The organism is uncultured Aquimarina sp. (assembly GCF_947492965.1).
Lineage (GTDB): Bacteria > Bacteroidota > Bacteroidia > Flavobacteriales > Flavobacteriaceae > Aquimarina.
Map to the genome: position 1 here is coordinate 300729 of NZ_CANLOZ010000002.1, position 21885 is coordinate 322613.

Genomic DNA, 21885 nt, shown 5'->3' on the forward strand with positions numbered 1-21885 from the left:
AATATTTATATACGTTACAATAATAACGATAAATAAAGTTATTATCGTTTTTAAATCAACAGGTGGAATAAAGAAAGACGTTAAACCAAACATCATTATGAAGCATAATTTGGTTTGTTTTAAACTTTTTAGAGGAATTTTAATACAATTGTTAGGTGAAAAACATAAAAAATTCGTTGAAATACCATTTAATATCGTTGAAATACCATGTTAATTTTGTTAAAATTACTGTTTTATTGTGTTAAAATTGTGTTTTCAACCAATTTCAATACGATTTATTTAAACTGTAGCTTATTTACGGTCTAGCCGTAATAGTAAAATTTTAACATTTTAGTGTTAAAGCATCGGATCTATTATATTTAAAAGGCTTAACCAAAAAATACTAAGCAAATATTAACATTTTTCATTAACACATGATATTTGTTAAAAAAGTAATTAACAGTTTGAAAGTCAATGTTATTAAAACTTTGTATAGGGGAAAATACCCTATTTTGTGTTTGTATAATTTTCTACCTTTGGATTGATCGATCGACACAATCATTATTACACAAATCAATATCAGATTTTAAAAGTTCTTTTTAATAACTGAAATAATCTTAACGAAGGCTTATTTAAATAGGGATCATATTCCTTAATTAAAACCATAAAGAATAAGTAGGTTTTTTCCTTCTGTTCTTATGAATTTAGTATCAATCAACAACAACAACAACAACGAAGGCCATGAAATTTTTAAGAGTATTATTAGTGTTATCGATTTTTGCATCTTGTGCTACAGAAGATGATTATGTACCATATGAAATAGAACAAGTGTTTTCTGAAAATCTAGATAAAGTAATTAAAGTAGATATTATATATGTACAACCATCAAACAAATCCAGTAAAGTTTCTTATGGTCTAAATGAAAATCATTTTATTACTAATTTAAATGGAAGCTTTTTTCATAGATATGGAATTGGGTTAGAGATGGGAGAAGTAAAAACACTATATAACGATGAGTTATATGACTTAAAAGACAATAGAGGTGAGGAATCTAGAGTGTTTTTAAGAGAAACTCAGGACTTTTATAATACCAATAGAATAAATATATATGTTATGAAAAGATCCAATACAGTTGCAATTGCAGGTATAGGAAAAGATAAGAGAGCTTTAATAACAGATGAGTTTTTATACACATCTACAGCTCCACATGAAATAGGACATGCACTTGGGTTACATCATTATCCAGAGGAAGGAAATATTATGAGTCAAATTAGACCATATTTGAGAAAGGATTTCACAAATGCGCAAGTGGATACTTTGAAAGAAACATTAGATAAAATATCAGAATAAAAGAATTTATATTAAATCTTAAACAACAACAAGCCCCAATCAAGGCCCCAATTCTTTCGAACTAACCCTTTAGTGAATGTGCACCATTCAGAACAATTTTACGACAATTATCAAGTAAGTTTGTTCAGAGCAAATCAAACGAATTGTATGAAAAATTCAGTTCGTTTGATTTTTTAGTAAAAAAAGTTAAATATTATAAAAAGTCTGTGTTTACCGGTAGAAGTACCATATTTATTCAATTATTAAAAATACCCTACATGGGTATTTTTTATTTTTGGCATTTCCATTTCAAAAGTTCTAATCTCGAACTCGTTTCGCTTCAAACGTCTTGAATAATATACCCTTATAAGCTCTTATAAAACAGATGTCTTTATTATCGGGGTCTATCCAAACTTTTACATCATACGTTTTTCCGCTATCAGCATTATAAATGGTCCCTCCAGTTAATTCCCCTTCATTATATGTGAGATTATTTAGAATATCCATTCCAATAAGTTGGCGCTTCCTTAAAGAGGGGTTAGGATTTTTGTTATCTAATCCATTAAAATTAGATATAGGATTTTTTGCTCTTGTTTTTATTTTCCCAAAAAAAGTGTTCCCATCCTTATAAATCTCGATAATTGAGCCCCCTTCTATTTGCCACATATCGATATAAGCGTCAGGTGTAATGATAGGCTGGGTGGGTAAACAAGCAATAAGTAAACAGAACAAAAACCTCATTAAAGAAAATATAACTAGTCAATTTATTTTTCCTAATATAAGTATAATTCCTGAAACCTATTTTTAAAGAGGTGAAATAGGCATATCACAAATCTAGGAAATACTTTATTTTCCTATTAAAAATATAGAATGGATATCAAACTTTTAATGAAAGTGTCTTAGATTATTTCTTATCTAAATCTAAAATATCCTTTATTTCTACCTCCATATAGTCAGCTATCTTTTGTAGTCTTTCAAAATCTTTAGCAAGGTTTTTACGCTTTACTACATAATCTCCTGCCTGCGGGCTAACTCCTAATGTCTTAGAAATACCGTATACCGTTTTGGCTCCTTTACTTTTCTTAAGGAGTTTTTTCAAATTCTTATTTACCATAATTCAAATATACAAGGGAATTTTTAATATACAAATAAAATTTTATTAAAAATATATTTGATTAATAAAAATATATATGTATATTAGCTCCAAGCTAAACCAAAAATCATCACCTATGAAACGCTCACTTATTGCTGCACTTTTAATTGTTTCCGTGGGATATTCTGCAACGAATCCCATAAATGAAAATGATAAAAACAAAAAGGGAAAAGAGTCTAAAAAAGAAGAAAAGTCTGTAAGTTCTAAGAACTTTCACTCTGTTAAAAAATGGAAGATTACCATCGAATATGTAAATGGAGCTGTAATTTCTAAGACCATTACTTTGAATAATGATATATCAAGAAGTCCTTTGGAAAATGCTTTTCAGGAAGCTGAGAAATATATGAAGACACTGAAAAATGTTAAGAGTTATAACGTATCACCAGTATCTAAAAATAACTTCGTGTTATTGGCAGGAGGAAAATAAATTACAATATTAGTAGCCTCAAAACTACTACGGAGATTACATTACCTACTTATGAAGAGACAGCTTTTTTAGCTGTCTTTTTTATTAATATATTGAGAATTCTAAGATGTGTTCTTGATTTGTAGCGTTGACATCTTCAGTATTATCAATCTCATTATCAAAAAGACGAGAAAGATTGTTACCTGCCAGATCTTCTATAGTTTTATTGAAGTTTATTTGGTAGTTTCCTAATTTCCATTTCTTTTTAGGTAGGAACTGAATTATCCTTTCATTATTTGATAACTCCCATGTACCTCTGATTATCTGGTTTTTATAACTAATGTTAATATTTTCTAGAACACTTCCATAATCTAAGGGTTCATAGCATTTAATAATTAGGGGAGATAGTGATTCTTTTTTTGGATGCTCTATATGCCATTGCGATATGTTTGGTTTAGAACGATCGGCATCTATGATAGAAAAACTTTTTATATAATCCTTTTGCATCGATACACCATTACTATCTTTTATATTTTTTGAAATTATTATCCTATAATTTTCTCGAGGTGTAAAGACTGAGCCTAATAATTGGTTAGGTATCAGTTTTCGTTTTTGTCTTCCCGGTTCGATCCATAACGTTACCAGAGTTTTATCCCTATTAATTAATATATTTTCTAGTGGTAATATAGCTCTAGATAGGGTGTCTCCTTTAGCGTTTATAAAATGAAAATAATCATATACGTTATTTCTATTTATTGGGTTTGAAAACTTAATGTACCATTTTAAAATATTCGACGGTAGTTTGGAAGATGTTGGATATATCTCTTCTACAGATAATTTTTTGTAGTTTTTTGGTATAGGTATTTTGAAATAAGTAATAGAATGGTTGTAAACCAAGGTGTAAATCCGATCCCATCCTAGCGGTACTACAGGAGTAAAATGTAATGAATCTTCTTGAAAAAAAGTCTTGCCAAGGATTGGAGTAGTACTAGTGATCAAATCTTCTTCTATTTCTCCATTATATAAGTATAGCTTCTTTTCTAAAGAATCATCATGATTAAGTATTGTGATTTTATCTTTGGTAAAAATGAAATCATATTTTTTCTGACTTAAAAGATCAGATGATAAGATGAGTAAAAAAATAAAAGTGTACTTCAAAGCCTAAACTATTAAGTGTACTAATAGCAATAAGAAACTAAGTTATTTTACCCACCAACTATTCCCTGTTTTTAAAGCAAGGTTTCCATTGGATTCACGTTGAACAATAATGAAACCATTATCACCCATTTTATCCAGTTGTTGAACATTTACATACGGTAAGTTTACATAGTCAACACCTTCGGCAGCTCCTTTTTTTACTACAGGTTTAGTTAATTCTCCCTGAAACGATTCTAAATCTTTAAAATCCATTTTCATAAGAGGTCTATTGGTATTAGCTATTAGCAAATAACGATTCCCTTCGCTAGCAATTTCTATCATATCTACTGGAGAATTTCCACTTCCTAATTCTGCCACAGTTTTCCCTTTATGATGCTTACCTTGTTTTATTTTGTCTATCGGAAATACAACTAAAGGAGTACAAGTATAACTAGCTACAATCTGTGAAGTTCCGTTAACAGTTGTTGGAATAAATGTTTTAATAGGCGCATGAGTTTCATATTTACCATGAGCAGCGTGATAAATTTCTAAAGAGCTAGATTCTTGTTTTTCATTAAAAGGAAAATCAATAGCACTAAAGGTGGAGGCAAATTCTTGGTTACTTAGACCAGATAACAGTAGTTTCCCGTCTGTATATTTAATATCTGCAATCGCCCATTTTCTTAAACTACGACCACGTCTATCTTTAGCTTCTTTATCTATTGGGTTTGTCAGTGACACCTTACTAAACGATACATTATCTAACGGTACTTGCTTTAATACATTTTCTTCAACTCTTAATAATATTGGAATACCTGAACTATGATTAATAGATAAGTATATATTATTGTTGTTCGGATTAACAACCATATCCGTGATTTGTACCTGATCTATCGTTGTCCCCATCATGTCGGCTATAAGCTTGTCTATATTATCTAATTTAACTTTAGAATTATCTAATTTAGGATGTTCACTAAGATCTACAGCTATAATTTGTGCTGCATCACTATCACCAATAAATAATATACCTTCTGGACCAAAAGTCATTTTGTGAATTGAAGAAATTTCTGGATTTCCTGTCTTAAAATTGGATTTCAAATATGTGTTCGCTTGTGCTTTTTGAAGAAAAAAAGAAAATAGTAATGAGATGATAAAAGTGATGAGTGTTTTCATGAGAAGTGATTTGTGTGTTTACCGTACATTGCTCTAAAAGTACTAAAAATCAAGTGTGTGAAGCGTTAAAGATATCCCAATACTATTATGGGATAACATATTCGAATCAAAAAGCTTTAACTATTTCGTGTCATTAAACATAAACAAATAACTAACTGAATAAGGTTTCTTTTACAGATTCATAGTATGTAGAACTTACAGGTATTTTAGTATTATGTATTAAAAGATCTTTTCCTTTTAGAGCACTCACATAATTTTTGTTAATAATAAAAGAACGATGAACTCTCATAAAAAAGTGAGGTAATTTTTCTTCTAATGATTTTAATGTTTGATGGCTCATTATCTTTTTATTATCTATATGATATATTACATATTCACTATCACTTTCTATAAATAAAATGTCCTTATATTTTATTTTATGCAAATCATATCCTGATTTTATAGTAATGGTGGCGTCTGTTTCTTGTGAATGGCTTTCTTTTTTAACTTTATTGATTGCTGTAAGAAATCTATTGAAAGTAATAGGTTTTAGTAAATAATCTAGCGCATTTAATTCAAAACCTTCTAAAGCATATTCTGAATATGCAGTGGTAAATATAATCTGGGTTTTAGAAGAAATCATTTTAGCTAAATCAGTACCTTTTAAATCAGGCATTTGAATATCTAAAAACAAGATATCAATGGTTTGACTTTTTAAAATTGGTATGGCATCCAATGGATTTTCCAAAGAAGCTACAATCTCTACATAATCCAAACGATCTATATATGTTTTTAAAAGCGTTCTTGCTAATTCTTCGTCATCGATTATAATACATTTAAGCATGATTTGGTAAATTTATACGTAATTCTACTTTAAATATTTGATCTTTAGTATCAATATGTAATGTATGTTTTTCAGCATACAGTATATTTAATCTTTTCTTCACATTTTCTAATCCAATTCCTCCAATTTTATCTTTTATCATGGTGTCTTTAGGAATACTATTTTCAACTTTAAAAACTACTACTTCTGCAGAGGAATATAAATAAATATCCATAAAAGAATTTTCAGGTTTCTCAATATTACTATGTTTAAATGCATTTTCTATAAACGGAATAAACAGCATAGGAGCAATCAATATTGAAGGATCAGAGACCTCGAATTCTGTATTAATATTATAAGGTTTACTGCTTTTTAAAGAAAACAATTGAATATAATTTTCAATATATGCTAGTTCTTTTTTGATAGTTACAAAAGGACGGTCACATTCATATAATACATAACGAAGCATTTCTGATAAATAACTGATACTCTGTTGTGTTTTATCGGAATCAATTACGGATAACGCATATATGTTATTAAGAGAATTAAATAAAAAATGTGGGTTGATCTGTGATTTTAACAATTTAAGTTCGGTTTGCAAATTTTCATTTTTGCTTATGATCATTTCCTCTTCTTTTCGTTGTGCAAATAAAAAAGTCTCTAAAAAGGTAGCTATTAAATATGCAATCATTAAACTCGAAAAGTGAACCATAAATATCGAAGGAGGATTTACTCTTTTTGGTGGATTTACTGGTCTATTTCTTCTAATTGGAGGTTTACGATTATCATTCGGAGTTTCGGATCTTCGAAATGGCATATGACTTTTTGATCCAGAGAATATAGATGATGATGTAAATGCAGAAACTGATATTAGAATTATGGATATGATGGTGAAGAGGATGTATTTTCTTTTAAACAAGAACTGTTTTGCTATATAAAAAATTAATAATCCTATTAGTGCAACTTGGAAACCAAAGACTACTGTATTCTCAAGAAGAAATTTATCATTCCTTTTCTGTAAAATCGATAAAAAAATCCAAACTGTAGCCCAGAGCCCTGCTTGGCATAAGAATCGTATAGATCTTGTCATATTACAAATTAAGTGAAAATAAAATATTTATTTTCTAAAGTAATATATTCTAAAGCTTCTGTAATAAACTGTTTATAGAATTAAATAGGGTATTCACTGAGTATATGATTAGATTCACAGAAAACACTGCTTTCGCATTATACTTTTGGCGAAATTTAAAGTCTATACAAGAAACTAAAACAGAAAAAATATGAAAAGTAGCTTGTTTAATTTAGGACTTATAATGACCGGTATTTTTGTTTTTACTTCTTGTCATTCAAATGCACAATCCAATGATAATAAAAGACAAAAAGAACGTCCTTCCGTAGAAGAAATTTTCAAAAAAATGGATGCTAATGAAGATGGAAAATTAGCTAAAGATGAGATAAAAGGACCATTAAAAAGAGATTTTGCAAAAATAGATCTTGACGAAGATGGGTTTATTACCAAAGAGGAATTAGAGAAAGCCCCAAAACCTGAAAGAAAAGGACCTCCTAGAGATAATCGATAATTCAGTCAATAATTTATTAACTAAAACCTGAAAAATGAAGAGTATATTTAAAAATGGATTCGCCAAAGTCTCTTTATTGGTGATTATTCTTATTTCTATTGGAATTATTGCTTGTAGCGGAGATGATAATAATACGTCCACAACAGATGATGATGGGATGGTAGCAGAACTTCATGATGCTTTCGCAGCGTTTGATACCGATAATGTAACAGTTATGCTGAGTGGTTCTAATGTAATTATAGAAACCAATGGAAGACCAAATCATACGTCTCCTTATTGGTCTAACACGACAGCAAGAAGTCTTATGGGACCCAATGGAGAAGTAATAGAAACTCCTGCCGCCTCCGAGGATCATCCTTTATTTATAGCTCCTACGGTTACTTCGTTTGAACAAATGGCACCAGGAAATATTGATAATTTTAATGGTTCTTACTCATTAACTGTTCCATCATCACCAGAGTTAGCAACAAGTTCCACAGCTACTGGATTAGGAGCTATTGGTATCGCAGTAAGCGGTGCAGTAATTTATAATGACGAAGAAGGACCTAACATTCCTCTGGATAATGCCGTTGGATCTTTAGATTATACTGCTGCTCATACGGGACCACAAAGCTATCATTATCATTTAGAACCAAAGGCATGGTCTAACGACGATGATAAGTTGATAGGTATTATGGCAGATGGTTTCTTTTTGTATGGTAGAAAAGAGCCTTCTGGAGAATATCCTTCGGATTTAGATGAATCTGGTGGACATACGGGTGCAACGCTATATTCGGATACAGAAGAATATCATTATCACATCCAGAACGAAGTATATCTTAACGAGTTTTATATTCTTTTTCCAGGAGATTATCAAGGAACACCTAATAACATTCAGTAATGAAGTTGCTTTCGTTCTTTCTGGTGATAGTTGTTATGGGTTCTTGTTATGATACCAAGGAAGACGTTAAAATAGTATCTGAAGACATTCCTGTGTTTAACGTGGTATCCAAGGACCATCTAAACTTGAAAAAGAATCTTGGGTTAGTATACTATAAAAATGAACCTTTTAACGGTATTTCAGAATCCTATTATACAGCTAATAATAAAGCAGAAATGGCAACATATAAAAAAGGGAAAAAGCATGGGATATATCGAAAATGGTTTGAAAATGGAACATTAAGTTTTGAAGCAAATTATGTCGAAGGTAAAAAAGATGGTATAGTTAAATCATGGTGGAGTAACGGGAATTTACGTTCCGAATCCAGATTTAATAATGGTATTGTAGATGGACTTCAAAAACAATGGTATAAAAGTGGAAACAAATTTAAAGAACTGACTATTGTAAATGGTAAAGAAAAAGGGCTGCAAAAAGCTTGGCGCGAAAATGGAAAAGTCTACAATAATTATGAAGCTAAAAATGGAAGAATCTTTGGCTTAAAACGAGCGAATTTATGTTATGAATTGGAGGATGAAATTATTCAATATAAAAAATAGATTTTACGTATTCATCATCTGTTGCTTTTGTGTAAGCTGTAAACAAGAAGAATGGAAGTCTAGTAGAGTAGAGGTGTTGCCCTATTATCAAGATGCTAGTTTTACGCCAAATTGGTTAACACCAAATGCTAAAGAATTAGAAGGTTTTCATAAGATACCTAACTTTTCTTTAGTGAATCAACTAGGTGAAAAAGTAACTGATGAAACATTTAAGGATAAGATTTATGTTACTGATTTTTTCTTTACCAGTTGTCCAGGAATTTGTCCTAAAATGACTACCAACATGTTAGTATTACAAAAAGAATTCGAAAATGATGAAGAAGTTTTGTTGTTATCACATTCGGTAACACCTGAAAGAGATTCTATAAATGTTCTTAAAGATTATGCAGATGCCAAAGGTGTGATGAATGATAAATGGCATCTGGTAACAGGTAAAAGAGATGATATTTATAATCTAGGTAGGAACTATTATTTTGTAGAAGAAGATTTAGGAGAAACCAAAGCAAATGATGATTTTCTGCATACAGAGAATTTTGTATTAGTAGATAAAAACAAACATATAAGAGGTATTTATAATGGATTGAATAAGACTTCAATTAAGCAACTTATCGCAGATATTCATACCTTAAAATCTGAAAAATATTTTTAAAATAGAAACTACCCCAGAACTTTAGAAACGTACCACATGGTTGTTTTTTGTATCTATAGATAGATTGTGTTCAAATTCCCGGTAACTGGAGAGTTACTGGGGATTTGTTTTTATTCTAGAACCAAAAAAAAGGCTGAATTTCATAAAAATCCAGCCTTCATAAACAACCAATTATCTAACATAAACCATTTATCATAGCAATTTTATCCCCTGTTTCTATAGTAATTAGTTCTGTTGAAAATTGATTAATAACTGACATTGATAATTTTATTTTTGTTCATCATTGCATTATCAAAATCAAGAAAATGTGTATTTGCCATAACACATAATTCATTATTCGAATTAAAAAATCGACTTTTCATTTCTATTTTTTTCAAGTTTTTATCCGAACAAATAAGCTCTAAGTTGATACAAAATTCTTGTAAAAACATTAGTGGCTTAATTAAAACTAATGAGTTTAATGATGTCACTGGTGTATAATCTATTTTTTTTGAGGTTTTGTTTTTAAGACCATTTTCAAAAAGGAAAGTTTTAAATATTGATGCAACATATTTTTGATAGGCAGAGGTTTCCATTACCATAAAATCGTCAACATCTTCTCCTTTTACTTTGTACTCTTTTTTAAAAATTTTAGTTTGTAATAACATAAATATCAGAGTTTTATTAGAAGCTGTTAAATACCAGAGTTTTTTATCTGCTTAAGTTTTTTCTTTTTCTTATTGCCCACTTGGAATGCTCTGGATATATTGAATCCTAAATGTATATCACCTTCGAAAAAATTATCCGTGGATTCCGTAATAAAGCTTTTTTCTATCATCGTTATAGAATTAGAAAGAATAATCTGGAAAACATGTCCACCTGTTTCGATATCCACACCAAATGCTAAAGAATTGGATGCGTCTATAGACTGTAGAGGATTCGCAGTATAATAGTATTCTCCGTTTATAGAAATTCTTTTAGTTATCTTGACTCTACTGCCTATCCCTACTGCAAAAATTCCGTGTGGATCATCATTAATCGCTACTGAGTTTCTATGTACATAAGTAGGCGTGATTTGTAATGAAAAAGCAGGACTGAACTTTCGTGCTATTAAAATTTGAGAAACATAAGATAATTTTTGGCTAAAAGTAGGTTCATCTTCAGGGTCAAAATCTTTTAATGTTCTGTAAGCAATACTAGAAAATATAGTAGCTGTGAAAGGAAAAGACTTTTTACCAGTACTTTGTTTTAAAAACTTATATTTTATAAATCCATCATACGTTTTATCAAAACTACTTCTTCCAACACCTAGCATTATATTATCAGTTAATCCATATTCGAATGCGAATCGAATATTGGATTGATCTAGTCCATATAATTCATCGGCCCCAAGATTAACTCTTCCAAATCGATGAGATATCAAAAACTCTAGAGTTCCTTTTTTTCTATTCTCTACCGAATGACCATTTAAAATTCTGGTTCCTTTAAATGTAGCAGTGGTATAGTTTTTTGCTTCTGTAGTCTCTTCTTCTAAAATATCCATTAGATCTTGAGCGAATGCTTGGATATTAATGGCTAGCAAAAAGACAATAACTGTCAATTTTTTCATGTTATTTTTGATAAGGTTTGTGATCAAATTCATACGTTACCTTTATAGTTTTAGCAATATTATTGGCTACTACAGAAGGTATTTTAATTCCAAAGTCTGCTACTTCGATTTCAAAATCTCCCTTTAGTGAGATATCTTTTTCTGTAGAATTGATATTACCTTGTATTTCCATCTTCTTAGTTACACCATGAATTGTTAGGTCACCTATAATATTAACTTTGGTTTCTTTGTTTGTTAAGGTTTCGAAGTCTAAGATTTTTCCTTTGAAAGTAGCTTTTGGATAACGATCTGATTCTACATAATTTTCATTAAAATGTTCTTGCATCAAGGCTTTTTCAAATGAAAAAGATTTCATTAAAATGGCTATAGCTATAGTACCCGAAGAAGTGTCAATAATGCTAAGTACTTGATTATTATCTGCTTTTATATCTTCTATTGGAGTGGAAGAATAAAAGGATGTATAGCCTTGTTTGGTTAAGAATTTACCTTGTCCTACTACAGTAATAGATGATAATAGGAAGGTGAATATTATAAGTATGGTTTTCATTTTGTTAGTGTTGTTTATGGTACGATTACACATTTTACGAGTATGACATCCATTAAATATCCTGTACAGATGCCTTTAATGCTTATTTCTTGACCTGTTTTTAAGTTTTTTTCATTTTTTGAAAGATGACAAATGATACTACCTATAGTATTTTCATTGCCTAGTGTTATAATATCATTACCATCTTTTCCTTTCTCTATTGCTGTAATAGTTCCATTAACTTGTATTAGTTCTTCTAAATACATTGTGTTTGCAGTACTTTCATCATTGATAAAGTCCGACAGTAGTGCTTCTGAAGCTAATGACAAACTAGGTTTGGATTCAGCAATATTTATAAATGGTTTGTTGTATATTTTTACAGTAATGATAGAAACTACCAGTATCGCTGCGAAAAAATAGAGTATTAAGAGTTTTTTTGTCTTTTTAGTCATATCGAACGATTTAGTTGTTTAAAGCTCCATTGTCTATCCAGCAACGTATAAGCTCAATTTCGTTGTTACTTAAACTACCTCCTAAAGGCATCGTTCTGTTTACAACTTCTCTTCGTACTCTGTTTGCATTATTACTAATATTTTCAAAAGTTGTTAAGTCTGGCGCCTGATTACCGCTACCTCCATGACATCGTATACAGTCGTTATTAATGATTGGTTTTATATCAGATGAAAAAGAGATTTCATCATCGCAGACTTCAATTGCTACAGTTTCTTCTTCAACATTTGTTTCGCAAGAGTAAAATATACTTACAGCTAGAAGACATATTAATTTGATTTTGGAAAATGATTTCATTGTTTTTTGTGAATTTAGAATAAGAGGAAGCTTAACTTCATAAGTAAAGTACCGTCTTCCTCTTATGACCAACTAACTACTTAATGATTATAAAAATGAATCAAACTAAAATGTTATAATGCTGTTGTATCGGTATTAACTATTGGCCAGATTCCAGGCGTAGGAACACTGATTCCGTAATTATCTCCTCTTTCTACATCTTGACCAAAATAATACAGAGGTCTTCCTTTGTAGGTTACTTGAGTTCTTCCGAATACATCTATAGTTCCAAAGTCGTTACGATCTAGGATACTTGGTATGTTATTAATATCTAGGCTTATGATTGGCCAGATTGGATCATTAGAGAAATCATCTGCTGTGTAATTGTTCGTGTCTTTAGTATCATTTACAAAAGCATAGATTGTTCTTCCAGTACTGTTAGTGATGTAAAATGTAAGTCCATCTCCTTCAGTATAATCACTAGTAAAGTTTAGATCGTTTCCATCAGCGTCTCTTCCTACCAATTGTGCTTCTGCATACATTAAAGAATAATCTGGTTTTGCGATATACCAGTTGTTTCCAACTTTATCCCCATTTGTGTCTCCTGCAGCATTGTCATTTACAAAATAATATAATGGCCAACCTTTGTATGTGTTTTGTCTTTCTCCATCAGCTCTGGTAATTACTCCAAAGTCTGCAGCATCTAATCCTGCATCAAGTGTTAAATCAGCTTCATAAAATATAGGCCACGCAGTTTTACAATCACCGTTACATTCAGATTGTCCTTTTGTATCTCTTGAAAAGAAATATAGAGACATTCCTTCAGAATCTGTAAGGATGTTTCCAAAGGTAGCATCGTTTGCAAGTTGTACTGCATTAGCTGTCGTTGGTGGATTAGGATCAATAATATTTTCTACGTCGTCGCTACTACAGCTAGTTAATATTGCTATTGATGTTAGTAATAGATAAAATGATTTTTTCATTGTAATAAGTTATTTATGATTTATGCCACAAATAACCGTCAACACTGGGCTCAGAAACAAAATAAAATGTATGAGAGGGAAAAAAAAGGGTTAAAAAGGAAAAAAAAGAGGGTGAAATAATTACGATTTTTGAATAAATTCAAGAATCACATCTGAGTTAAAATGAAATTAGAATTCATCTTATCTATAATATCAAAAAGTTAGTATGTAGATATTTTGGAATCTAAAAAACGAATAAAACTTTATTAAATATTTAGCCATTGTCTAAATTCTGATGCTTTGTTTTTACTAATAATAATTTCGACATCAGCGTTGTTAATTAAAATTTTAAGCTGGCTATTTCCGTATTTAATAATTTTTGCAATGGCACTTATGCTAATTATAAATTGTCTATTTGCTCTAAAAAATACCGAAGGATCTAAACTAGTGAGCATATCATCAAGACTCACGTTACTAGTTGATTTTTTTCCATCAAAACAAACTACATATGTTATACTATTCTCTGTATATATATATGCTATTTGATCGATTGAAACAGGAACTAATTCGTTTCGGATATAGGTAAGTATTCTTTTTTTACTCGGGTCATTAGCTAAATCGGAAGAAGAGTCATTTGGCTCGACTACTTCATCCTCAGTTTTATCTACAATCCTTTGTTGGTATGCAATGAGATCTGTATTCAATTTGGAAAGGTTGAGTAATTCACTTTCTAAGTCAGTGTTTTTCTGTTCCAATTGTTTTTCGTAGTAACTACCTATAATGCGAACTACAATAAATGAGGAGAGAATAATTAATCCACCCATTAATATAAATATGGTATAAAAACTAGTCTTTAATTTCCGGACTTGTCCTTTTACTTTATTAAGATTAATTTGTGCTGCAACAATAAGATCAGAATCTTTAACAGGAGCAATGTAAACAATCTCCGTCTCTAGCTCATTATTAGGAATACTATCATTTTGTTTCCTTTCGCCTAAAAGTAAATCATATAATTTATCAGAACTGTTTTCTTCGTTAAGTGAGGTTAGGAGAGATTGATCAGAATTTACTTTTTGTCCAACCTTTGTAATATCAGGATTACAAACTTCTTTACCAGACCAATCAAATACACAGACAAAAGAGGTCCCATTATGCGTGTTTTCAATTACTTTCTGAAGATTGCTTATTATTTTTTGTCTCTCAATACCATCATTGATTTGGTAATGCGTAAGTTTAGAAATTTCATCAGCTTCACGCTTACTGGATTCTAATTGTATTTCTATTAATTGATTAGCGCTTACTTTTACAAAATACTTTACTCCAAAAGAAGCAATAATTAGGAATATTACGGCAATAGAAACAAAAGTTAAAAAATATAATCTGTCTTTTCTCATTATTGCTTAGGGGTATCGTATCGTTTAGCCGGGTATTTCTCCAAATTTAAAACGAAAATACAATATTTTATAACTAGTTAGTTTTAGATAAAAGAATTATTGATATTTGGCTTACTGCCTTTTTTTTCCTTTTCAACTCCTATTTTTCTTTTTCAGAAACTTTTTCTTTTGATACTCTATGATTTCCTATTACTTTGTTTTTCAAATCTACAGTGTCCATAAACTTTGATATTCTAAGTGACTAAGAAAATTAAAATAGCAATGTTCCTTTTCATTTCCGTATGCTTCCTGAGTATATCTGTGTATTATCTGATTTTTGGTGGAGAATATATAAATGTTGTAGCAACTGAGCCAGAATTACATTTGAGCTCTACATCGCTAGTTGCATCGTTTAGTAGAGATGAGCAAACTGCCAACGATAATTATAAGAATAAAGTAGTAGAAGTAACTGGCAGCATCAAAGAAATTAGCTATTTAAATAATAGAAGCACATTGATATTAGAGGGAAATACAAAAAGCTCAAGTATCATATGTGATATACAACCAAACCACAAAATGAAATTAAAAAAACTTAAAGAAGGTGATACAATTACCATTAAAGGAGTCTGTAAAGGGTACCTTAAAGATGTTATTTTATTAAATTGCGTGCTTACTAATCAAAATACTAATGAATAAAATTCTTATTCAACTATTTTTCTTGCTCAATTTTGTGCCATCAGACAGTATATCTGAGCAAGTGATTACGCGTCAGGGACAAGTCTCGTTCTTTTCGTATACCTCTGTAGAGAATATAGAGGCTAAAAATAATCAAGTATTAAGTATTATCGATTTATCCAAACAAGAGATTGCCATTAGTATGCTAATGAATGCTTTTGTTTTTAAGAAATCTTTGATGCATGAACATTTTAATGAAAGTTATATCGAATCTGACTTGTATCCGAAAGCTACTTTTAAAGGTAACTTTATAGATTTTGATCCGAATATTGAAGGATCTCAAACCAAGTTTGTAAAAGGTACTCTCACGATAAGAAACATCTCCAAGGAAATGGAGATTAAAACTAATATAGAAAATATAGACGGTAAATTTATAATTACCGGAGATTTTGAACTAACCGTTAAAGATTTCGAAATTAAAATTCCACCCATTCTTAGACCTAACATAGCCAAAGTTATATCTGTTACATTTAGATTTGAATATCAGCCTTATGAAGAATAATATATTTTTTCTCTTATTAATTATATGTGTTGGTTTTAATAACATGGCACAAGCTCAGGATTTACTGGAAACCTTGGAAAAAGAATATCCGGATACTCCGCAATATGAAATAGCAACTTTTAAATCTACAAGAATTGCGATAGGACATTCAATAGAAAATAGAAAAAAGGGAGTTTTACAGATAATGGCAATGAATAGATGGTGGAATGTTCCTAATCATCAAGGACAAAGTTTTGTAGCTGATAAATGGAGTGCAAGACTTGCTTTAGAATATGGTATTTCGGATAGACTGTCTACTGGTTTTGGTTGGACAACTTTAGAAGATGTTTACGACGGATTTTTAAAATATAACCTAATTAGACAACGAAAAAAGTCTAAAAAGTCTTTTTTGAGTATCACATTATTTCAAAATGCTTCTTATCGAAGTGAATCTAACGGAAGATCGGCAATCTATGGAGGTTTTGAAGACACTTCGTTCCAGGATCGTTTGGCTTTTACAAGTCAGGTGTTAATTGCCCGTAAGTTTACACCACAGTTTTCGGCACAAATTTCTCCAACGTTTATTCATAGAGGATCATCATTATCTGATGAAGATCCAAATAATCATTTTGCTGTTGGTATTGGAGGAAGATATAAAGTAGGAGGGCATGTGTCTATAGTGTCAGAATATTATTATGTAGCAAATCCTATTCAATCTGTGGATACTTTTGGTGCTTTTGCTTTAGGAGTTAATTGGGAGTTAAGTGATTTAATGTTACAATTTCATATGACCAATGCATGGAGCACTGTAGAAGATGTGTTTATTACCCAAACTCCTAATAACTTTAATTTACAAGACGGTAATTTTACTTTTGGATTTACGGCTACTTTTGCATTGCATCTTAGCCAAAAAAAACCTTAAAATAAAAAAGAGGCTTGATGATGTTATTCAAGCCTCTTCTTTAAATTAAAACGTAAATTTTAATTGGTCTTTTCTACTGCTTTGTCAACAATGATACGATTTTCTCTATTAGCTAGTTCCCAAGCGGTATAGAATATTAATCGTGTTCTATTTTCTAATAAATCATATTCGATTTTATCTGGAGTATCACTTGGCTGGTGATAATCATCGTGAGTTCCATTAAAATAGAATATAACAGGGATATTGTTCTTTGCAAAATTATAATGATCTGACCTGTAATAAAAACGATTAGGATCATTTTCATCGTTGTAAGTATAATCCAATTCTACATTCGTGTATTTTTGATTTACTTCTTCTGATATAGTATGAAGTTCGGTACTTAATTTATCACTTCCGATTAAGTATATATAATTTCTTTTTCCTTCTTTTCTTTTAGGATCTGTTCTTCCTATCATGTCTATATTAAGATCGGCAACTGTATTTTCTAAAGGAAAAATAGGATCTATATCCGTATAATAGCGAGAACCCAAAAGACCTTTTTCCTCACCAGTAACATTTAAGAACACGATAGAGCGTTTAGGTCCATTGCCATCTTTCACTGCTTTGGAGAAAGCTTCGGCAATTTCAACGATAGCTACAGTACCAGATCCATCATCATCCGCACCATTGTATACCTTACCATCTTTTACACCTTCATGATCTAAATGAGCCGAGATTACGATAAACTCATCTGGTTTTTCAGAACCTTTAATGTAAGCTGCTACATTCTCGGATGTTATTTTTTCAGAAACATTTTTATAATCTACTGTTATATTGGTTTTCAACGTAGTAGATTTTTCATTAGATTCAATATCACCAACAAAAGCTTTGGCTAAATCTGTATTGATAAGAAAGAAATAAGGTTCTTCTTCATTTCCTACTAGTGACATTCTGCCAGATGAGCCGCTAAACTGAGCAACTGCCATTTGATATACTTCTGGGAAATAGAATAAAATAGCTTTTGCTCCCTTTTCTTGTGCAGCAGCACTTTTAGCAGCAAATTGTTGTCTCATATTAGACCATTTAGATCCTTCTGACGTGCCAGTAACGATATAAGTACCATCTGCATTTTTAGGTTCTCCAGACTTTATCAATACAAATTTGTCTTTTACATCAACATCTTTATAATTAGAGTATTTCTCATCATCTATACCATATCCTGCGTATACAATCTGATCTAAAGAAAATTTATCTGTTTTACCTGATGTAAGTGATATGAAATCATCTTTATACGAAAATGGTTTCTCATTTACTGTTATTGTCACCTTTGGAGTACTTGATACTTCTAAAGGAACTTCCTGGAAATAATTTCCATCGCTTTTAGCAGCTTGCACTCCATGTTTGATATATTGGTCCTTTAGATAATTTACAGCTAATTTTTGTCCAGGTTCGCCAGTTTCTCTTCCTTGAAATTCATCGGAAGCATAGGTGTATAGCGCGGTTTTTAGATCTTCGGAAGTAATAGTTTTTGCATAAATAGATGGATCATTAGCAACTTTAGTTGTACTCTTGGTAGTTGCTGTTTTTTTTGTTCCACATGCCACAACGAACAGCGCTATGGCTAAAACGGAAAATAACTTTTTCATAAAAGATGTGCGAATTTTAAATTTTTGATGTCCCAAAAATACAAGAAATTCTAAATGATTTTGTTAATGCAGTACCAAAATAACTGTACTATAGAAGGGTGTTTACGATTTTGATAATTTTGTTATGCTCGAAACTTTACTGGATTTAGAATTGAATTATATTCGTAAATTCGTCATATTGAGCTAAACATCCTTAATTCACACAATATAGGTTGTTTACTTAAAATTATAATATTTAGGGAAAAGTTCAGAAATCTTTAATTCTGGATAACTGATCAAAAAAAGGGGAGCATGTCTAAAACTACTCAGTGTAAAAATTGTGAAAAACACTTTGATGAATCATTCGATTACTGTCCGTATTGTGGTCAGGAATCTGCGGATAAATTAACTTTTGGTGTATTATTTAGCAACACTATTGGTAACTATTTTGCGGTAGATGCACGTTTTTTTAAGAGTTTTATTCCATTAATGGTTAAACCGGGTATTCTAGCTAGACGATTTGTAGATGGGAAACGTCTTTCTTATTTGCATCCTGCACAATTTTATTTATTCATATCTGTAGTTTTCTTTTTTATTTTTTCTTTTACCGTTAGAAAAGCCGATAATGATTTAACTCAAAAGTTTCAAAAAGAGTTTAGAGGAGAAATAGCGATAGACTCTTTAGATTTTAAAAAAGACTCAATCGGTATAGAAATTGCTAAAAAAGCGCTTAAAGAAAACGCTGTTCTTACCAATATTGCTAAAGAAGATCTTAATGTTATAGATTCTGTACTTACTGCAGAGCAAAAGAATCCAAAATCAACTTTTAGTTTTTCACAAAAAAAATTGGACTCTTTAATTAGATCTGGTGCTCCCTTAGAAGAGAAGCTTGCGCATATGGGATTGAATGAAGGAGATAGTTTAATTAAAAGGAAGTTTTTTACACAAATCCTAAAGCTTTATGAGCAAAAAGGTGGTGGAATCTTAAAAACTTTATATGATACGATTCCTATTACTATGTTTTTAATGCTTCCTTTATTCGCGTTTTTATTAAAGATATTTTATTGGAAAAAAGGAACTTTTGCTCATCATATGGTCTTTAGTTTCTACTTCTTTACTTTTATTTTCACCTCTTTATGTTTCCTGATTTTAGGAAATATGATATTCGAAATTCCTGTTTGGTTAAAACTACTCTTTTTCTTTTCGTTTATTATATATCTGATGATTGCGCTAAGAAATTTTTACAAGAGTAGTCGGATATCTACATTTTTCAAAGGAATCTTAGTTACCTATGTTTATGTTATGATTATTGTACCAATTGCTTTTACTGGAATTATTCTTGTTTCTATATTTTTATATTAATTATTTGGTTATATGGAGTTTACTATAAAAAATACTTTTTCAGAAGAACTACCAGCAGATCCTGTTCAGGAAAATTACCGTAGACAGGTCAGAAATGCCTGTTTCTCATATGTAACTCCTAAAAAGACAAGCAATCCAAAGATTCTACACGTTTCTGATGAAATGATGAAAGAATTAGGATTTTCTAAGGAAGATATAAAATCTGAGAAGTTTTTAAAGCTTATGACAGGTAATGAAATTTTGGAAAACTCAAGACCCTATTCCATGCATTATGGAGGGCATCAATTTGGTAACTGGGCTGGTCAGCTGGGTGATGGACGCGCCATTAATCTAGCAGAAATTGAATATAATTCTAAGCGTTGGGCAATACAATTAAAAGGAGCAGGAGAGACCCCTTATTCTAGAAATGCAGACGGATTAGCAGTTTTGCGTTCGTCTATCAGAGAGTATTTATGTAGTGAAGCAATGTTTCACCTTGGTGTTCCAACTACCAGAGCATTATCATTAGCAACAACTGGTGATCAGGTATTAAGAGACATCATGTATAATGGGAATGCTGCCTATGAGAAAGGAGCTATTGTATCTAGAGTTGCACCTTCTTTCATTCGTTTTGGAAATTTTGAAATTTTGGCAGCTCATAAAGATGAATCCACTTTAAAAGCGTTGACAGATTACACCATAAAGCACTTTTTTCCTGAAATAGAAGCTGGAACTAAGGATGGATATATCTCATTTTTAAAAGAGGTGAGTAATAGAAGTTTAAAAATGGTAATAGATTGGCAACGAGTAGGCTTTGTTCACGGAGTGATGAATACTGATAATATGTCAATCCTCGGTCTAACGATAGATTATGGGCCATATGGTTGGTTAGAAGGATATGATCATGGTTGGACTCCTAATACTACCGATAGGCAATTTAAACGATACCGATATGGAACACAGCCGGAAATTGTTCTCTGGAATCTGTATCAATTGGCAAATGCTATATATCCTTTAATAGAAGAAATAGAACCCATAGAAGAAATCTTACATGATTATCAATACACTTATAAAAAAGTATACCATGATATGATGTCTTCTAAAATAGGATTGTACAATCCACAAGCGGGAGATGAATTATTGATAAAAGATTTGGAAGAAATTTTACAGCTAACAGAAACGGATATGACTATTTTCTTTAGAAATATTGGTGATTATGCCAAAGGTGATGCTAATAATTATATGAAAGTTATAAAAGATGCTTTTTATAATATAGTAGAAGTAGAAGGAACTATTCTGGAACGTTGGAATGATTGGTTTTCGAGATATGATCAAAGACTAATTATAGAATCTTTGGATGATTCGGAAAGAAAAAATAAAATGAATGCCATAAATCCTAAATACGTTTTACGGAATTATATGGCTCAACTGGCTATTGATGATGCCGATAAAGGAAATTATGATTTGATAGAAGAGTTGTATCAAATGCTAAAAAAGCCCTATAGCGAACAACCTGAATATGAGAAATGGTTTGCCAAGCGTCCTGATTGGGCAAGAAATAAAGTAGGATGTTCTATGTTATCCTGTAGTTCATAGTTCGCGTATGTTGTTAGATGCTATTAACAGAATTCCAGAAGGATATTCAGAAGTTTTATATAAAAAGAAAAAATATAGCGTTACAAAAGATATCTATAATAATGGAAAATCTTTTAAGATCTACGCAAAAGAATTACAAGGAAATGATTTTATAAGTCTAAATTACTACATCACTTCAACAGCAGAATTATTAAAACCATGTGAAATGTCTGATCAAAAAGTAATTAGCTTTTTAATGCAATTGAAACCAGTATAAACATCTGTTTTATAATTTATTGTGTCTGTTA

The 21885-nt window shown here is 30.8% G+C and carries 26 protein-coding genes; 12 read left to right on the forward strand and 14 right to left on the reverse strand.

What is annotated here, in order from left to right:
* Positions 1-720 precede the first annotated feature (720 nt).
* Positions 721-1329: a matrixin family metalloprotease gene (locus tag Q1B37_RS05635; protein ID WP_299896457.1), complete on the forward strand. Its 609-nt coding sequence runs from the start codon at positions 721-723 to the stop codon at positions 1327-1329.
* 297 nt (positions 1330-1626) lie between these two features.
* Here Q1B37_RS05635 and Q1B37_RS05640 read toward each other — a convergent pair whose 3' ends face one another.
* The gene (locus Q1B37_RS05640; RefSeq protein ID WP_299601600.1) at positions 1627-2049 is read right to left on the reverse strand and encodes a DUF2147 domain-containing protein; all 423 of its coding nucleotides are present in this window, start codon (positions 2047-2049) and stop codon (positions 1627-1629) included.
* A 163-nt stretch (positions 2050-2212) separates the two neighbouring features.
* Positions 2213-2407 (reverse strand): hypothetical protein, encoded by a 195-nt coding sequence (locus Q1B37_RS05645; protein WP_299896460.1) that lies wholly within the window; start codon positions 2405-2407, stop codon positions 2213-2215.
* A gap of 130 nt (positions 2408-2537) precedes the next feature.
* On the opposite strand from Q1B37_RS05645, the gene Q1B37_RS05650 reads away from it, so the two are divergent.
* Complete coding sequence (locus Q1B37_RS05650) at positions 2538-2888, forward strand: hypothetical protein (RefSeq protein ID WP_299896463.1); 351 nt, start codon at positions 2538-2540, stop codon at positions 2886-2888.
* Between the two features lie 84 nt (positions 2889-2972).
* Here the strand turns inward: Q1B37_RS05650 and Q1B37_RS05655 are convergent, their stop codons facing one another.
* From Q1B37_RS05655 to Q1B37_RS05670, 4 genes are all read right to left on the reverse strand, one after another.
* Positions 2973-4025 (reverse strand): Ig-like domain-containing protein, encoded by a 1053-nt coding sequence (locus Q1B37_RS05655; protein ID WP_299896465.1) that lies wholly within the window; start codon positions 4023-4025, stop codon positions 2973-2975.
* A gap of 42 nt (positions 4026-4067) precedes the next feature.
* Positions 4068-5177, reverse strand: coding sequence for a hypothetical protein (locus tag Q1B37_RS05660; RefSeq protein ID WP_299896468.1), 1110 nt, complete (start codon positions 5175-5177; stop codon positions 4068-4070).
* Positions 5178-5328: 151 nt separating this feature from the next.
* Positions 5329-6000, reverse strand: a complete 672-nt coding sequence (locus Q1B37_RS05665) for a LytTR family DNA-binding domain-containing protein (RefSeq protein WP_299896471.1) — start codon at positions 5998-6000, stop codon at positions 5329-5331.
* The gene (locus Q1B37_RS05670) at positions 5993-7069 is read right to left on the reverse strand and encodes a histidine kinase (protein WP_299896474.1); all 1077 of its coding nucleotides are present in this window, start codon (positions 7067-7069) and stop codon (positions 5993-5995) included. The genes Q1B37_RS05665 and Q1B37_RS05670 overlap by 8 nt, the downstream gene beginning before the upstream one ends.
* A 190-nt stretch (positions 7070-7259) precedes the next feature.
* Between Q1B37_RS05670 and Q1B37_RS05675 the strand changes: the two genes are divergently transcribed.
* The 4 genes from Q1B37_RS05675 to Q1B37_RS05690 are packed head-to-tail and all read left to right on the forward strand — an operon-like array spanning position 7260 to position 9684.
* Complete coding sequence (locus tag Q1B37_RS05675) at positions 7260-7559, forward strand: EF-hand domain-containing protein (protein ID WP_299896477.1); 300 nt, start codon at positions 7260-7262, stop codon at positions 7557-7559.
* Between the two features lie 34 nt (positions 7560-7593).
* The gene (locus Q1B37_RS05680; protein WP_299896480.1) at positions 7594-8439 is read left to right on the forward strand and encodes a YHYH protein; all 846 of its coding nucleotides are present in this window, start codon (positions 7594-7596) and stop codon (positions 8437-8439) included.
* Positions 8439-9035, forward strand: a complete 597-nt coding sequence (locus tag Q1B37_RS05685; RefSeq protein WP_299896483.1) for a toxin-antitoxin system YwqK family antitoxin — start codon at positions 8439-8441, stop codon at positions 9033-9035. Before Q1B37_RS05680 ends, Q1B37_RS05685 begins: the two co-directional genes overlap by 1 nt.
* A complete protein-coding gene (locus Q1B37_RS05690) occupies positions 9010-9684 on the forward strand; it encodes an SCO family protein (RefSeq protein ID WP_299896485.1) in 675 nt (224 codons plus the stop codon). Before Q1B37_RS05685 ends, Q1B37_RS05690 begins: the two co-directional genes overlap by 26 nt.
* A gap of 245 nt (positions 9685-9929) precedes the next feature.
* Here Q1B37_RS05690 and Q1B37_RS05695 read toward each other — a convergent pair whose 3' ends face one another.
* The 7 genes from Q1B37_RS05695 to Q1B37_RS05725 form a co-directional block, all read right to left on the reverse strand.
* Complete coding sequence (locus tag Q1B37_RS05695) at positions 9930-10331, reverse strand: hypothetical protein (protein WP_299896488.1); 402 nt, start codon at positions 10329-10331, stop codon at positions 9930-9932.
* A 26-nt stretch (positions 10332-10357) separates the two neighbouring features.
* Positions 10358-11272 (reverse strand): DUF5777 family beta-barrel protein, encoded by a 915-nt coding sequence (locus tag Q1B37_RS05700; protein WP_299896490.1) that lies wholly within the window; start codon positions 11270-11272, stop codon positions 10358-10360.
* Position 11273: 1 nt separating this feature from the next.
* The gene (locus tag Q1B37_RS05705) at positions 11274-11819 is read right to left on the reverse strand and encodes a YceI family protein (RefSeq protein WP_299896493.1); all 546 of its coding nucleotides are present in this window, start codon (positions 11817-11819) and stop codon (positions 11274-11276) included.
* 14 nt (positions 11820-11833) lie between these two features.
* Complete coding sequence (locus tag Q1B37_RS05710) at positions 11834-12250, reverse strand: hypothetical protein (RefSeq protein ID WP_299896496.1); 417 nt, start codon at positions 12248-12250, stop codon at positions 11834-11836.
* 10 nt (positions 12251-12260) lie between these two features.
* Positions 12261-12605: a cytochrome c gene (locus Q1B37_RS05715; protein WP_299896499.1), complete on the reverse strand. Its 345-nt coding sequence runs from the start codon at positions 12603-12605 to the stop codon at positions 12261-12263.
* 113 nt (positions 12606-12718) lie between these two features.
* Positions 12719-13567: a hypothetical protein gene (locus Q1B37_RS05720; protein WP_299896502.1), complete on the reverse strand. Its 849-nt coding sequence runs from the start codon at positions 13565-13567 to the stop codon at positions 12719-12721.
* A gap of 245 nt (positions 13568-13812) precedes the next feature.
* Positions 13813-14940, reverse strand: a complete 1128-nt coding sequence (locus tag Q1B37_RS05725; protein ID WP_299896505.1) for a LytTR family DNA-binding domain-containing protein — start codon at positions 14938-14940, stop codon at positions 13813-13815.
* 261 nt (positions 14941-15201) lie between these two features.
* Here Q1B37_RS05725 and Q1B37_RS05730 point away from each other — a divergent pair, with 261 nt between their 5' ends.
* The 3 genes from Q1B37_RS05730 to Q1B37_RS05740 are packed head-to-tail and all read left to right on the forward strand — an operon-like array spanning position 15202 to position 17057.
* Positions 15202-15615: a hypothetical protein gene (locus Q1B37_RS05730; RefSeq protein WP_299896508.1), complete on the forward strand. Its 414-nt coding sequence runs from the start codon at positions 15202-15204 to the stop codon at positions 15613-15615.
* Entirely contained in the window at positions 15608-16156 is a 549-nt protein-coding gene (locus Q1B37_RS05735) for a YceI family protein (RefSeq protein WP_299896511.1), read from the forward strand. Before Q1B37_RS05730 ends, Q1B37_RS05735 begins: the two co-directional genes overlap by 8 nt.
* Positions 16146-17057, forward strand: a complete 912-nt coding sequence (locus tag Q1B37_RS05740) for a DUF5777 family beta-barrel protein (RefSeq protein ID WP_299896514.1) — start codon at positions 16146-16148, stop codon at positions 17055-17057. Before Q1B37_RS05735 ends, Q1B37_RS05740 begins: the two co-directional genes overlap by 11 nt.
* A gap of 59 nt (positions 17058-17116) precedes the next feature.
* Here the strand turns inward: Q1B37_RS05740 and Q1B37_RS05745 are convergent, their stop codons facing one another.
* Positions 17117-18682 (reverse strand): M28 family peptidase, encoded by a 1566-nt coding sequence (locus Q1B37_RS05745; RefSeq protein ID WP_299896517.1) that lies wholly within the window; start codon positions 18680-18682, stop codon positions 17117-17119.
* A gap of 291 nt (positions 18683-18973) precedes the next feature.
* Here Q1B37_RS05745 and Q1B37_RS05750 point away from each other — a divergent pair, with 291 nt between their 5' ends.
* Genes Q1B37_RS05750 through Q1B37_RS05760 form a run of 3 tightly spaced genes read left to right on the forward strand, consistent with a single transcriptional unit; the run spans position 18974 to position 21854 of the window.
* The gene (locus Q1B37_RS05750; protein ID WP_299601546.1) at positions 18974-20023 is read left to right on the forward strand and encodes a DUF3667 domain-containing protein; all 1050 of its coding nucleotides are present in this window, start codon (positions 18974-18976) and stop codon (positions 20021-20023) included.
* Between the two features lie 12 nt (positions 20024-20035).
* The gene (locus Q1B37_RS05755) at positions 20036-21598 is read left to right on the forward strand and encodes a YdiU family protein (protein WP_299896520.1); all 1563 of its coding nucleotides are present in this window, start codon (positions 20036-20038) and stop codon (positions 21596-21598) included.
* A 7-nt stretch (positions 21599-21605) separates the two neighbouring features.
* Positions 21606-21854 carry a peptide methionine sulfoxide reductase gene (locus tag Q1B37_RS05760; RefSeq protein ID WP_299896523.1) on the forward strand — a complete coding sequence of 83 codons (249 nt, stop codon included), beginning with the start codon at positions 21606-21608 and terminating at the stop codon, positions 21852-21854.
* Positions 21855-21885: the final 31 nt, after the last annotated feature.

Coding starts and splice junctions, on each gene's coding strand:
- Q1B37_RS05700 (WP_299896490.1), bottom strand. CDS start 11,272: ATGAAAAAATTGACAGTTATTGTCTTTTTGCTAGCCATTAATATCCAA.
- Q1B37_RS05735 (WP_299896511.1), top strand. CDS start 15,608: ATGAATAAAATTCTTATTCAACTATTTTTCTTGCTCAATTTTGTGCCA.
- Q1B37_RS05670 (WP_299896474.1), bottom strand. CDS start 7,069: ATGACAAGATCTATACGATTCTTATGCCAAGCAGGGCTCTGGGCTACA.
- Q1B37_RS05690 (WP_299896485.1), top strand. CDS start 9,010: ATGAAATTATTCAATATAAAAAATAGATTTTACGTATTCATCATCTGT.
- Q1B37_RS05675 (WP_299896477.1), top strand. CDS start 7,260: ATGAAAAGTAGCTTGTTTAATTTAGGACTTATAATGACCGGTATTTTT.
- Q1B37_RS05740 (WP_299896514.1), top strand. CDS start 16,146: ATGAAGAATAATATATTTTTTCTCTTATTAATTATATGTGTTGGTTTT.
- Q1B37_RS05685 (WP_299896483.1), top strand. CDS start 8,439: ATGAAGTTGCTTTCGTTCTTTCTGGTGATAGTTGTTATGGGTTCTTGT.
- Q1B37_RS05760 (WP_299896523.1), top strand. CDS start 21,606: ATGTTGTTAGATGCTATTAACAGAATTCCAGAAGGATATTCAGAAGTT.
- Q1B37_RS05720 (WP_299896502.1), bottom strand. CDS start 13,567: ATGAAAAAATCATTTTATCTATTACTAACATCAATAGCAATATTAACT.
- Q1B37_RS05660 (WP_299896468.1), bottom strand. CDS start 5,177: ATGAAAACACTCATCACTTTTATCATCTCATTACTATTTTCTTTTTTT.
- Q1B37_RS05715 (WP_299896499.1), bottom strand. CDS start 12,605: ATGAAATCATTTTCCAAAATCAAATTAATATGTCTTCTAGCTGTAAGT.
- Q1B37_RS05665 (WP_299896471.1), bottom strand. CDS start 6,000: ATGCTTAAATGTATTATAATCGATGACGAAGAATTAGCAAGAACGCTT.
- Q1B37_RS05725 (WP_299896505.1), bottom strand. CDS start 14,940: ATGAGAAAAGACAGATTATATTTTTTAACTTTTGTTTCTATTGCCGTA.
- Q1B37_RS05635 (WP_299896457.1), top strand. CDS start 721: ATGAAATTTTTAAGAGTATTATTAGTGTTATCGATTTTTGCATCTTGT.
- Q1B37_RS05695 (WP_299896488.1), bottom strand. CDS start 10,331: ATGTTATTACAAACTAAAATTTTTAAAAAAGAGTACAAAGTAAAAGGA.
- Q1B37_RS05640 (WP_299601600.1), bottom strand. CDS start 2,049: ATGAGGTTTTTGTTCTGTTTACTTATTGCTTGTTTACCCACCCAGCCT.
- Q1B37_RS05650 (WP_299896463.1), top strand. CDS start 2,538: ATGAAACGCTCACTTATTGCTGCACTTTTAATTGTTTCCGTGGGATAT.
- Q1B37_RS05730 (WP_299896508.1), top strand. CDS start 15,202: ATGTTCCTTTTCATTTCCGTATGCTTCCTGAGTATATCTGTGTATTAT.
- Q1B37_RS05745 (WP_299896517.1), bottom strand. CDS start 18,682: ATGAAAAAGTTATTTTCCGTTTTAGCCATAGCGCTGTTCGTTGTGGCA.
- Q1B37_RS05750 (WP_299601546.1), top strand. CDS start 18,974: ATGTCTAAAACTACTCAGTGTAAAAATTGTGAAAAACACTTTGATGAA.
- Q1B37_RS05710 (WP_299896496.1), bottom strand. CDS start 12,250: ATGACTAAAAAGACAAAAAAACTCTTAATACTCTATTTTTTCGCAGCG.
- Q1B37_RS05755 (WP_299896520.1), top strand. CDS start 20,036: ATGGAGTTTACTATAAAAAATACTTTTTCAGAAGAACTACCAGCAGAT.
- Q1B37_RS05705 (WP_299896493.1), bottom strand. CDS start 11,819: ATGAAAACCATACTTATAATATTCACCTTCCTATTATCATCTATTACT.
- Q1B37_RS05680 (WP_299896480.1), top strand. CDS start 7,594: ATGAAGAGTATATTTAAAAATGGATTCGCCAAAGTCTCTTTATTGGTG.